Raw genomic sequence first — 13,095 nt, 5'->3', positions numbered from 1 at the left:
GGCCTGGCCAAGCGGATTATTCAGTCGCTATTGCCACTTCCACCCGGTCGTCGCTCAGCCGAACTGGCCATACGCGCAAGCGCTGCTCTGGATACTCGACGCAGCTGCCGTCGACCAACCTAAAGTGCTGTTTGTACAAAGGCGATGCAATTACCAGATCCCCCTTGATATACCCGACGATGCCACGACCTATCACGTTTGCGCCTGACTTGGGGTCGCGATTCTCAACCGCAAAAAGCTGCTCACCTTCGCTGTACTGGGGTAAATGAAACAGGGCAACCTGGGTATTATCCAGCAGCGCGACCACGCCCGAGTTGGCCACCAGATCCTGACGCGTGCAGAGCACACGCCAGGCAACGGATTGTTGCTCCGCACTTTGGCTGTGTTCGATCATCAGAGTGCCTCCTCGGCCAGCGGTATGAGGTTTAGCTCATGAGCCTGAAGCGGCCGACGCTGCTCACGTTCCTTGACGAACTTGATATCCGGATCACCGCGCTCGTCATTAACAAAGGTGCGAAAACGCTTGAGCTTTTCCGGGTCCTTCAGGGCATTGGCCCATTCACATTCATAGCGATCAATGACCAACTGCATCTGGGATTCCAGCTCAGCGCCCAGCGCCAGGCTGTCATTGATGATGACGTCTTTCAGGTAATCCAGACCGCCCTCAAGACCTTCACGCCAGACCGAGGTGCGCTGCAACCGGTCAGCCGTGCGCACGTAAAACATCAGGAAGCGATCGATATAGCGGATCAGCGTTTGATCATCGAGATCGGTGGCGAACAGTTCTGCGTGACGCGGCCGCATGCCGCCGTTACCAGCGACGTAAAGGTTCCAGCCGTTCTCGGTGGCGATGACGCCCACGTCCTTGCTTTGCGCCTCAGCGCATTCGCGCGTGCAGCCCGAGACCCCAAACTTGATTTTATGGGGTGAGCGCAGGCCTTTGTATCGATTTTCCAGTACCAGCGCCATGCCCACACTGTCCTGCACACCGTAGCGACACCAGGTACTGCCAACGCAGGATTTGACCGTGCGCAGCGACTTACCATAGGCATGACCTGTCTCGAAACCTGCGTCAATCAGCTCGCCCCAGATGTCCGGTAACTGATGCAACTCGGCGCCGAACAGATCAATTCGCTGGCCGCCGGTAATTTTGGTATAGAGGTCGTATTTCTTGGCAACCGCGCCGAGAGCAATGAGTTTGTCGGGGGTGATCTCACCGCCAGCAATACGCGGCACAACCGAATAGGTACCGTTGTTCTGCATATTGGCCATGAAAGTATCGTTGGTGTCCTGCAGCGGCACCAACGAAGGGGCGGTGATCGGCTGATTCCAGCAGGAAGCCAGAATCGAACCCACAGCCGGCTTGCAGATATCGCAGCCTATTTGGCCGTAGCCATGCTTGGTCAACAGCTCGTCAAAGCTGATTATGCCCTCAACCCGGACAATGCCATAAAGCTCCTGCCGGGTATGGGCAAAGTGCTCACACAGGCTTTTATCGACCTCAACGCCGCGCGCACTGAGTTCATGCTCAAACACCTGCTTGAGCAGCGCACTGCAACCTCCGCATCCTGTACCCGCCTTGGTCGCCGCTTTGAGATCGCCGAGGTCAACACAGCCGGCATCTACCTGACAGCAAACAGCGCCCTTGCTGACGTTATGACAAGAGCAGATTGTGGCAGTATCCGGCAGCGCGTCAGCACCGAGTGCCGGAGCGCCCTCACCGGCGGGCAAGATCAAACTGGCCGGATCAGCCGGCAGTTTGATGCCGTTTTGCGCGTACTGCAGCAGCGTGTCGTAGAAGCTGTTGTCACCCACCAAGACCGCGCCAATCACCTGGCTGCCATCCGGCGATACCACAAGGCGCCGGTAGCTGGAGTTGACCTCATCATTAAAGCGGTAGCTTTTGGCACCCGGTGTAGCGGCGTGCGCATCGCCAATGGAGCCTACATCCACACCCAACAGCTTCAATTTGGTGGACATATCCGCGCCAATAAAGCTCTCGTGTGGTTCACCCATTAGCAGCGATGCCAGATTACGTGCCATGGTGTAACCCGGTGCAACCAGACCAAAAACGTTTCCTTTCCAGGACGCGCACTCGCCGATGGCAAAAATATCAGGATCGCTGGTTTGGTAATCGCTGTCGATTACCACGCCGCCGCGCTCCGCGACGTTGAGCCCGGCGTTGTGGCCCAGAGCATCCTGCGGGCGGATGCCAGCGGAAAATACGATTAGATCGGTTTCCAGCGACTCGCCATCACTGAAGTTCATGCGGTAGGCATACTCTTCGCCAGCTACAATTTCACTGGTTGCGCGGTTTAGGTGTACACGCACGCCCAGTTCTTCGATTCGGGCCTTCAATGCAGCGCCACCATCGGGATCAAGCTGCACAGGCATTAACCGCGGGGCAAATTCAACAACATGGGCTTCCAGGCCCAGTGACTTGAGTGCATTGGCCGCTTCCAGCCCGAGCAGTCCGCCGCCGACGATGACACCGCGACGCGCGCCCTTGGCCGCCGCGCGGATGGCGTCGAGGTCGTCCAGCGTGCGGTAAACCAGTCGTGAGTTACCGTCAGCACCGGCAATCGGCGGCACGAAAGGATAGGAACCTGTTGCTAGCACCAAACGGTCATAGGCTTGCCGCCCTTCGCTGGTCACGACCTCTTTGCGCTCGCGGTCGATCTCCAACACCGCCACACCCAGGTGCATATGCACCCCATGCTGTTCATAAAAACCAGCTTCGCACATGGCTAATGACTCGGCATCGCGTCCGCCGAAATACTCCGACAGGTGCACACGATCATAAGCCCGCTGACGCTCCTCACCGAACACGTGAACTTGATAATGGGCAAGCGCTCCTCGCTCAGTCAGTTGTTCGACGCAATGATGGCCGACCATACCGTTACCGATGATGACTAGTGTCTGATTATTGATCGGTGTCATATTCGAGTTCATCGCCTTTCCTCAGTCGAAGCCGCAGCCGGCAACAGCCGGCAAAAAAACAAAAAAAAACGCCTGGAGCCCTATTGGGACTCCAGGCGCCGTTGCCTGGTACTGATCAAATTGTGTTGGGCGCTAGCCGGAGCTTCGTTGCTCGGATCACCCGCTTCCTAGCCTTGAGGCAGGTGATCTACGATGACCACCGGAAGCATGGCTGTATAGAAATAGCCGTTGCTCTAACAAAGCAACAGGCATGCCAAGATAGAGAAAAAAACCTTCGGGTAAGCGGGAGGGAACCGATATAAGATTAAAAACCATTAAATACAATAATTTAAAATAAAACAGCAGGCCAAAAGCACTAGAATAACTCTCTGATTAAAGAGCTGTTGAGTGATTCCAAGGTGAGCCAGAAGGGGGCAATTTCAACAGAGAACACTATTTTGGTGCGACTACTTAGACTTGATCGGCATTCAGAAAATTGGTGTCAAGCAATCCTGAACCTAGCGCTAGCCGACCTAACAACAGGTCTACCAGTTGCAGTTGAGCGCTGATCGCCCGGGTAGCGACCTGAAAGAATTCGACCGAGTGCACCTTAGGTCCCTTCTGGCTTTCAAGTATCGAGCGAATACGGTCAAGCAATATATCCAGCGCATCCTCCGCCTCGCGTACAGACGAGCTGACCAGATCCCGCAGCTCAGGATCTGAAATCAGCCTGGCCAAGGCGGCATAAGCTTGCTCCTGGATTTGCGCACTCAGAATCTGCAAGCGGTCCCGCCAGATGGGCAGGTTTTGCCGATTAGCCGCAATACCTGTCCCCAAAGCGCGACTTTGCCCAACCAGCTCAATATTGTGCAGCAATTCCAGCCATATACCTTCAGCTTGGGGAGCCAAACGTCCCAGGCACACCAAGTCAAAGCGCGACGCGAGCGCTTCAATTGTCTGCAGCAGGGACGCCGTCATCTGATTGTGCAGTAACAGCAAATGCGCTGCGGTGTGGTGATCGAAGCCAGCTTCTATCTTTTGCCATAGATCACGTGTCTGGTGCCAACTGTCGTACCAGTAGAGCGACGCTTCGTAGTGGCCGATATTTCTAAGCAGACGCAGCAGTTGTTGATGCACCGACCAGCGTCGTGCCTCCAATGCGTGCTCTCCCGACATGACACCAAAGGAGAGTCCGCGGTGGCGCTGCAGCTGCTCCAGCAATTGCCGCAGCAGAAAAATGTGCGCAATCGCCTGACGCCGCTGCTCTGTCTCTTCCCGCTTACGTACGTGGCGCAGCCGGCATACCGCAAGCGTTGAAAGCAACACAATGGCGATGAGCAACATCCATATCATGCCAATACTTCCCTGAAGGCCTCTGGGGCGGTTTCACATCACTTTTTACCGAGCAACTCAATACGGTAACCGTCTGGATCTTCGACAAACGCCAATACGCTTTGTCCATGCTTCATCGGACCCGGTTCTCGCACTACATTGCCACCGGCAGCCTTGATTTGTTCGCAAGCCTTGTAAACGTCCAGCACTTCAATAGCGATGTGCCCATAACCGGACCCCAGGTCATACTCATTGGTGTCCCAATTGTGGGTCAGCTCCAGCGCGGTATGTTCTGCTTCATTACCGTAGCCGACAAAGGCCAGGGTAAAACGTCCTTCCGGGTAGTCCCTGCGGCGCAACAGCGTCATACCCAAAACCTCGGTATAAAAGGCGATGGATTTTTCCAGATTACCCACACGCAACATCGTGTGCAGAATACGCATAGTTAAAGCCCTGATTGGATATACAAAGTTAAAGCTACAAGCCTGCGCCCAGTCTAGCCAGACTGACAGCAAAACGCCCGGATAAACCGGGCGTTTTCATTACTGTCTTATTGCTCAGAGCAACTTGCGGCCCTTGTTGGCAGCGATCCGCATACGCAGCGCATTCAACTTGATGAAACCAGCGGCATCTGCCTGATCGTAGGCACCCGCATCATCCTCAAAGGTCGCGATGTTGGCATCAAACAGCGAATCATCTGATTTGCGGCCAACAACCATGACGTTGCCCTTGTAAAGCTTGAGACGGACAACACCATTAACCTGCGCCTGCGAGGCATCAATCATCTGCTGCAGCATGACGCGCTCAGGGCTCCACCAGAAACCGTTATAGATCAGCTCGGCATACTTGGGCATCAAGCTATCTTTCAGGTGAGCAACTTCACGATCCAGCGTGATCGACTCAATCGCACGATGCCCCTTGAGCATGATGGTACCACCGGGCGTTTCATAGCAACCGCGTGATTTCATACCGACAAAGCGGTTTTCAACGATATCCAAACGGCCGATACCGTTATCGCCGCCTACTTTGTTCAGGTAAGCCAGCACGGTAGCCGGGCTCATATCCTTGCCATCGATAGATACGATGTCACCATTCTGGTAACCGAGTTCGATGTAGGTCGCTTGGTTAGGTGCGTTTTCTGGTGAAACGGACCAACGCCACATATCTTCTTCATGTTCTGCCCAGGTATCTTCCAGCACACCACCTTCATAGGAGATGTGCAGCAAGTTGGCATCCATGGAGTAAGGCGACTTCTTCTTACCGTGGCGCTCGATCGGAATATCGTGCTTGGCAGCGTAATCCATCAGCTTTTCACGGGACAACAGGTCCCATTCACGCCAGGGTGCGATTACCTTCACGCCCGGCTTGAGCGCATAGGCACCCAATTCAAAGCGAACCTGATCGTTACCCTTGCCGGTAGCACCATGGGAAATGGCGTCAGCGCCGGTCTCGTTGGCAATTTCAATCAAACGCTTGGCAATCAGCGGACGGGCAATAGAGGTACCCAGCAAATACTCGCCTTCATACACTGTATTGGCGCGGAACATAGGGAATACGAAGTCACGAACGAACTCTTCGCGCAGATCATCAATGTAGATTTCCTTCACACCCATGGCTTGCGCCTTGGCACGCGCGGGCTCTACCTCTTCGCCCTGCCCCAGGTCGGCGGTGAAGGTGACCACTTCGCAGCCGTAGGTATCTTCCAACCATTTAAGGATTACCGACGTATCCAGACCGCCGGAATAGGCCAGGACGACTTTATTGACTTCTGCCATTGATGAGCTCCCTTAACAAGACTGTAACGCCACTCGCACAGGAGCGGACGAAAGGCCGCTATTCTAGCGTTAAGGCACGAGGAATCACAGGGCAGCTATGGAGAGATTGTGCATGCAGGCACGCAAAAACGCCGATAATGCGCACAGAGCACGCAAGGAAAGGTGAGATCAGTTCTTTTCCAGCCGCAACATTACCCGGCGGTTGGCCTTGCGCCCCTGATCGGTTCTGTTACTTGCAACGGGATAGCGATCACCATGAAAGCGCATGACGAACAATTCATCGTCGATGCCCTGCTCTACCAGATAATCTTTCACGGCCAGCACTCGCTGACGTGAAAGCTCGCGATTATCCAGTCGGTTGCCCTGGTTATCAGAGTGGCCATCGAGAAGAATATCCTTAAGGTCGTCTTCCTCAGCCTTGATGTAAATGACTGCCGTGTCGAGCATCGCCTTTGCCTGCGCACTCAGTCCGGAGCCGCCAGAACCAAAGCTGATCAAGCTCTCGGCAATCTGCGCGTAGCTCAGAGGTAACAATCCGCTGACGCATTTCTGAAAATCCAGCCAGGCATCCTGATAGCCGACACTTGAGACCACCACACGCACCGGGTCACTGCCGGCAAACCCCGTGCGCATAATGGTCGGCTGCAGCCCGGAGGCAAGACCAGCGAGCATGCGGCCAGCCTGCTGTTGCGGCACCAACATGGTGCCCTCCCCCTGCTTCACAGCAATGCGACCGACAGGGACAACGGCGGTGCCGGGCCGCCAGGCTGGAGGCTCGTTATATAGTTGCGCCGCACCAGAGCTCATGTGATTGTCCCACGCCTTAAGCTCGAAGGCAGCAGGCTCGCCAGCATTGCGCACGAAGGTCGCCTCACCGTAACCGGCAACCGACTGACTCAGGCGACAGGCAAACTGATCACCCGTGACCTGCCACTGCACATCTTCCATGCGCGTCTGAAAAGTCAGAGCCTGGGCAGGCAAGGCCAGTGCAAGCAGAATTGCCGGGTATGTTCGCGTAAGCACGCTTCTCACCTCTTCAACCGTCGACCTGATGCCGACGCAATGAATCTCTCTTGCCTGTCTCATCGGCGGCACGAGACAAATCTTTACCCAAAGCGGCAGTTAAATCAGATCAATTGGGCCAAGCAGCACCCAGACACAGCCGAGCGGCACGGTTGGGCTGTGTGAAAAAGCCAAGGATTGCGGTAGCATTACGGCATTATCTTGCTCTGGACCCACCCGCATGACTGACCGCCTCACGCTGACCCGCCCGGACGATTGGCACATCCATCTTCGCGATGGAAAGATGCTTGACTACACTGTTGCAGACGCTGCCCGCACCTTTGGCCGCGCGATAATCATGCCCAATCTGGTGCCGCCGGTGCGTGATGCGCAGGAAGCAGCGGACTACAAAGCGCGGATTCTCGCCGCTCGCCCTGTCGGTTCGCACTTTGAACCACTGATGGTTCTGTATCTGACTGATCAAACCAGCCCCGAGATCGTGCGTGCAGCCATGCAAAGCGGACAAGCCATTGCCGCCAAGCTTTACCCGGCAGGTGCAACGACCAACTCGCAGTCCGGCGTAACCAATCTGGAGAATATCTACCCCGCGCTGGAAGCGATGGCTGATATTGGTATGCCGTTGCTGGTGCATGGTGAGGTAACCCATAGCAGCGTTGATATTTTTGATCGGGAAAAAGCCTTCATTGATCAACAACTGGTGCAGTTGGTAGAGCGCTTTCCGACGCTCAAGGTGGTGTTTGAACACATTACAACGGCCGATGCGGTGGAGTTCGTCAAACAAGCGCCAGCCAACGTGGGCGCGACCATTACTGCGCACCACCTGTTGTTCAACCGCAACCACATGTTGGTCGGTGGTATTCGCCCGCACCTTTTTTGCCTGCCGATCCTGAAGCGAGAGACTCATCAACAGGCCCTCTGTGATGCGGTCGCATCAGGTTCCAGCAAGTTCTTTCTGGGCACTGACTCAGCGCCCCACGCACAACATGCGAAGGAAGCCGCTTGTGGCTGCGCTGGCTGCTACAGCGCCTACGCCGCCATAGAGCTCTACGCGGAAGCCTTCGACAGTCTTGGCGCGCTGGATAAGCTGGAAGCCTTTGCCAGCTTCCACGGCCCCGACTTCTACGGTTTGCCGCGCAACACGGACCAGATCACTCTGATTCGTGATAGCTGGCAGGCGCCAGAACAGCTACCCTTTGGCGATCAGCTTGTGATTCCACTACGTGCCGGTGAAAACCTGCACTGGCGTCTAGCCTGACCACCCCTCTTTGCGATGCTAAGGATTACGCGTGAGTGAGTTCGACTTTGATAGTGAAAACGATGGTCTGGACGCACCAACCTCCAGCAAACCAAAATCGCCAATGGCCTACCGATTCCGGGGGTTCCTGCCGGTCGTGATCGACGTCGAAACCGGCGGATTCAACGCCGCTACTGACGCCCTGCTGGAAATTGCTGCTACTACTATCAGTATGGACGATGAGGGTATGGTTTACCCTGACCAGACCCACTTCTTCCGCGTCGAACCCTTCGAAGGCGCCAACATCGAGGCCGCCGCGCTAGAGTTCACCGGCATCAAGCTGGATCATCCGTTGCGTCAGGCGGTGAGCGAAGAACACGCCATCACAGAAATCTTCAAGCACGTGCGCAAGGCGGTCAAATCCGCTGGTTGCAAACGTGCGGTGCTGGTTGGCCACAACGCATTCTTTGATCTCGGGTTCGTCAACGCGGCAGTCGAGCGTATTCAGATCAAGCGCAATCCATTCCACCCTTTCTCCTGTTTCGATACCGCAACGCTGGGCGGGCTGGCTTATGGACAGACTGTACTGGCCAAGGCGTGCAATGCAGCCGGTATGGATTTTGATGGTCGTGAAGCCCACTCAGCGCGCTACGACACCGAGAAAACGGCTGAGCTGTTCTGCACCATTGTGAATCGCTGGCGCGAGATGGGCGGCTGGCCACCGGTAGATTGAGTTGCGTGTCTCCTCACACTACCCGCTCACTCATCAGCACCAGAAGTAACTGATGAGTGAGCACTACCACACAATGGTGATACACCGCTGCGCGGGCGCTTGCTCCTACCCTGAACCGCAGGTATGTTTTAATAGAAGTGAAATCATCCACTACACTATTGATTCAAGACCGGGAATTTAATTGCTTTCAGTGCTGTACAACGGCATTGAGTCAACCACTTGGCTCGCGGTCTACCCACTGCAGTCATGAATAATCAGAAAAACAGGAGTTATCTCACATGAAGCGCAAATCCCTTGCCCTGCTGTTCTCGGCCACTATCGGATACGCCACCCTCGCGGCAACCCCTGCTGTTGCGGAAGAATTTGTCACTATAGGTACCGGCGGCCAAACCGGCGTCTACTATGTGGTCGGACAGTCAGTCTGCCGCCTGATCAACCGCAATAGCGAAGAGCACGGCATTCGCTGCAACGCTCCCTCCAGCGGCGGCTCAGTTGCCAACGTCAACTCCATTCGCGGTGGCGAGATGGATATGGGCGTGGTCCAGTCTGACGTTCAGTACAAGGCCTACGAAGGCGTACAGAACTTTGAAGCAGACGGCGCATTCACCGGTATGCGTGCGCTTTTTGCTCTGCACGGCGAGCCGCTGACCATCGTTGCCCGTCGCGATGCCGACATTACCGGCGTAAAAGACCTGAAAGGCAAGCGTGTCAACATTGGTAACCCTGGCTCAGGTCAGCGCGACACCATGGACGTGGTCATGGAATCGCTGGGCTGGACCGTTGAGGACTTCTCCCTTGCATCCGAACTGGGCGCAGCTGAGCAGGCCGCAGCTCTGGGCGACAACAACGTTGATGCCATGGTTTATGTAGCAGGCCACCCGAATGGTTCCATTCAGGAAGCAACCACCACAGTAGACTCGGTACTGGTCTCGGTAGATGGGCCAGAAATCGATAAACTGGTCGCAGATCGTTCCTACTACGCCAAGGCCGTTATTCCCGGTGGTCTTTATCGCGGTAACGACGCAGACGTAAATACCTTTGGTGTGCGCGCTACGCTGGTTGCGTCTGATCAGGTCAGCGATGAAGTGGTCTATCAAACCGTAAAAGCGGTATTTGAAAACTTTGACCGCTTCAAGCGCCTGCATCCTGCCTTCGCCACCTTGAAAGAAGAGCAGATGATTTCCGAAGGTCTATCCGCGCCATTGCACGACGGCGCAGTGCGTTACTACAAGGAACGTGGCTGGTTGTAAGCCACACTGCGAGCCGCCCAACCGGGCGGCTCGCTTGTTTCAGCACTACGCATATCGTTTCACGTGTTTCTTTCCGCCCTCCTCTTTTACCGGCGGATAATTGCAGTAACCGGCGTTCCACAAGAGCATGCCGGTGTGCTGGCAAGCCTTCACCACGGTCTTGCCTCGTTAGCCTAAAGCGACATCATAAGATCAAATAACGGGAGTAGCTCGCAGCCATGAGCCAAACAAGCGACGCGACAAGCACCAATAGCAATGATCTGGAAGACCTTGTTGCAACCAGCGATACCGGCGCCCGAAAACCAACGGGCATGGCAAGAAAGCTACTACTGTCTATCGCCGCATTATGGTCAGTATTCCAGCTGTGGATCGCCTCACCGCTGCCGTTCATGATCGGCATGGGCGTGTTCAACAGCACAGAGTCACGCTCGATACACCTGTCTTTTGCCGTATTCTTGGGCTTTATGGCCTACCCGGCATTCAAGCGCTCACCCAGGGATCACATTCCAATCATCGATTGGATTCTTGCCTTGGTCGCCGCCTTTTGCGCCTCTTATCTGTTTTTCTTCTATGCCGACCTGGCGGACAGACCTGGCAAGCCCATTACCCAGGATGTAGTGATCGCGATTATCGGCATCGTCACGTTGCTCGAGGCGACCCGCCGGGCACTGGGTCCGCCACTCATGATTGTGGCGTTGATCTTCATCGTTTATTCGGTGGCCGGGCCGCATATGCCAGGTATTCTGGCACACCGTGGTGTCAGCCTCGAATCACTTGCAAATCACCAGTGGCTTACTACCCAAGGCGTTTTCGGTATCGCACTGGGCGTTTCTACCAGCTTTGTTTTCCTATTTGTGTTGTTTGGCTCGCTGCTCGATAAGGCCGGCGCGGGGAACTACTTCATCAAAGTGGCTTTCTCTCTGCTCGGTCACTATCGCGGTGGCCCCGCCAAGGCAGCCGTAGTCGCATCCGGCATGACCGGGCTGATCTCTGGCTCATCGATTGCAAACACCGTCACCACCGGCACCTTCACCATTCCGATGATGAAACGCGTAGGCTTCTCTTCGGAAAAAGCCGGCGCCGTTGAGGTAGCCTCCTCAGTCAACGGTCAGATCATGCCCCCGGTCATGGGGGCCGCGGCCTTTTTAATGGTCGAGTACGTGGGCATTTCCTACGTCGAGGTTATCAAGCACGCCTTCCTGCCTGCGTTGATCTCATACATCGCGCTGATTTACATCGTGCATCTGGAAGCGGTCAAGGCCGGCATGGAGGGCCTGCAGAGTAGTAACCCGCCCAAGCCACTAGTGCGCAAGATCATCGGATTCCTGACGGGCCTCATACTGCTGATGGCGCTTTCTTTTGCCGTCTATTACGGTCTAGGCTGGCTGAAACCCGCGCTGGGTGATGCCGCCAGTTGGGTCATCGCTGCCGGGCTGGCCGCAGTCTATGTTGGCCTGCTCAAGATAGGCTCGCAGTATCCCGAGCTGGAGCTGGATGATGCCGACTCCCCGGTAGTGACGCTGCCGCAAACCAAGCCTACGGTCATGTCTGGCCTGCACTACATACTGCCAGTCATCGTGCTGATCTGGTGTTTGATGGTAGAACGCCTGTCGCCCGGCCTCTCGGCGTTCTGGGCAACCGTTTTCATGATCGTTATTATTCTCACCCAGCGCCCACTGATGGCTATCTTCCGTAAACAGTCCAGCCTCGGCGCTGACCTGATGCAGGGCGCTGATGACCTCTGGCAAGGCCTGGTCGCAGGTGCTCGCAATATGATTGGCATCGGCATCGCAACGGCTACCGCCGGCATTATCGTTGGCGCCGTGTCGCAAACCGGGGTGGGCTTGGTGCTGGCTGATCTGGTCGAGATACTCTCGATGGGCAACCTGCTACTGATGCTAGCGCTAACCGCCGTCCTTAGTCTGATTCTCGGCATGGGCTTGCCTACCACAGCCAACTACATCGTCGTATCAGCGCTACTAGCTCCGGTCATCGTTACCCTAGGCCAGGAAAGCGGCCTGATCGTGCCGCTGATCGCCGTTCACCTTTTTGTCTTCTACTTCGGCATCATGGCAGACGTGACTCCGCCCGTAGGTCTAGCCTCTTTTGCCGCTGCCGCCGTATCGGGCGGCGATCCCATCCGTACTGGCTTTCAGGCCTTTTACTACAGCCTGCGCACCGCGGCGCTGCCCTTCCTGTTCATCTTCAATACCGACCTACTCTTGATCGATGTGAGCTGGGCACAAGGCATTTTGATTTTCTTCGTGGCGACCATCGCCATGCTGATTTTTGCCGCCGGTACGCAAGGCTGGATGATTGTCAAAAGCCGCTGGTATGAAAGTCTGTTACTCCTGCTGGTTGCTTTCACCTTGTTCCGCCCCGGCTTCTGGATGGACATGCTGCACGATCCCTATCGCAGCATCCCGCCTGCCCAGCTGGAGCAAACACTGGGCAGCGTAGATAAGGGCAGCAATCTGCGCGTTCAGATCAATGGCGAAGACGATATCGGCCAGCCACGCAACTTCTTTGTGCTGGTCCCGGTTCCTGAGGGCGACACCGCGCAAGAGCGCATGGACAACCTCGGATTGATGCTGATGGAAGACGGCGACCGCACCATCGTCGACATGGTCACCTACGGTAGCGTCGCGGCCGATCTGGGTTTCCAGTTCGACCAGGAAATTGTCGAAATACTCGCACCGGTAGACCGCTGGGCCAAGGAGTGGATGTGGCTGCCTGGGCTCGCGGTATTCCTGCTGGTTATCGGCTTGCAGTGGCGCCGGCGCCCCGCCAACACCTCCAAAGCCACTGCAACTACTGCGTAAGGTAACG

General features: G+C 55.8%; 10 protein-coding genes. 4 read left to right on the top strand and 6 right to left on the bottom strand.

Features of this window, described 5'->3' with window-relative positions:
• Positions 1-16: 16 nt before the first annotated feature.
• The 6 genes from nirD to H4J77_RS09535 all read right to left on the bottom strand — a co-directional run bounded on the left by nirD (position 17) and on the right by H4J77_RS09535 (position 7,049).
• Entirely contained in the window at positions 17-394 is a 378-nt protein-coding gene (gene nirD / locus H4J77_RS09560; RefSeq protein WP_123890944.1) for a nitrite reductase small subunit NirD, read from the bottom strand.
• A complete protein-coding gene (gene nirB, locus H4J77_RS09555; RefSeq protein ID WP_123890945.1) occupies positions 394-2,952 on the bottom strand; it encodes a nitrite reductase large subunit NirB in 2,559 nt (852 codons plus the stop codon). The genes nirD and nirB overlap by 1 nt, the downstream gene beginning before the upstream one ends.
• A gap of 438 nt (positions 2,953-3,390) precedes the next feature.
• Positions 3,391-4,272: a nitrate- and nitrite sensing domain-containing protein gene (locus H4J77_RS09550; protein WP_123890946.1), complete on the bottom strand. Its 882-nt coding sequence runs from the start codon at positions 4,270-4,272 to the stop codon at positions 3,391-3,393.
• 38 nt (positions 4,273-4,310) lie between these two features.
• A complete protein-coding gene (gene gloA, locus H4J77_RS09545; protein WP_123890947.1) occupies positions 4,311-4,694 on the bottom strand; it encodes a lactoylglutathione lyase in 384 nt (127 codons plus the stop codon).
• A gap of 114 nt (positions 4,695-4,808) precedes the next feature.
• Complete coding sequence (locus H4J77_RS09540) at positions 4,809-6,026, bottom strand: argininosuccinate synthase (protein ID WP_123890948.1); 1,218 nt, start codon at positions 6,024-6,026, stop codon at positions 4,809-4,811.
• 168 nt (positions 6,027-6,194) lie between these two features.
• Complete coding sequence (locus H4J77_RS09535; RefSeq protein WP_158611306.1) at positions 6,195-7,049, bottom strand: OmpA family protein; 855 nt, start codon at positions 7,047-7,049, stop codon at positions 6,195-6,197.
• A gap of 220 nt (positions 7,050-7,269) precedes the next feature.
• On the opposite strand from H4J77_RS09535, the gene pyrC reads away from it, so the two are divergent.
• From pyrC to H4J77_RS09515, 4 genes are all read left to right on the top strand, one after another.
• The gene (gene pyrC, locus H4J77_RS09530) at positions 7,270-8,304 is read left to right on the top strand and encodes a dihydroorotase (RefSeq protein ID WP_123890950.1); all 1,035 of its coding nucleotides are present in this window, start codon (positions 7,270-7,272) and stop codon (positions 8,302-8,304) included.
• A 31-nt stretch (positions 8,305-8,335) separates the two neighbouring features.
• Entirely contained in the window at positions 8,336-9,016 is a 681-nt protein-coding gene (gene rnt, locus H4J77_RS09525) for a ribonuclease T (protein ID WP_177412363.1), read from the top strand.
• Positions 9,017-9,294: 278 nt separating this feature from the next.
• The gene (locus tag H4J77_RS09520) at positions 9,295-10,266 is read left to right on the top strand and encodes a TAXI family TRAP transporter solute-binding subunit (protein WP_123890951.1); all 972 of its coding nucleotides are present in this window, start codon (positions 9,295-9,297) and stop codon (positions 10,264-10,266) included.
• Between the two features lie 218 nt (positions 10,267-10,484).
• Positions 10,485-13,088 carry a TRAP transporter permease gene (locus H4J77_RS09515; RefSeq protein WP_182248082.1) on the top strand — a complete coding sequence of 868 codons (2,604 nt, stop codon included), beginning with the start codon at positions 10,485-10,487 and terminating at the stop codon, positions 13,086-13,088.
• Positions 13,089-13,095: the final 7 nt, after the last annotated feature.

Origin of the sequence: Pseudomonas sp. 5Ae-yellow, assembly GCF_014077575.1 — a bacterium.
Classification (GTDB): Bacteria; Pseudomonadota; Gammaproteobacteria; order Pseudomonadales; family Pseudomonadaceae; genus Halopseudomonas; species Halopseudomonas neustonica.
Note: the sequence above shows the minus strand (reverse complement) of the source record. Positions and strands in the feature narration are given on the sequence as shown.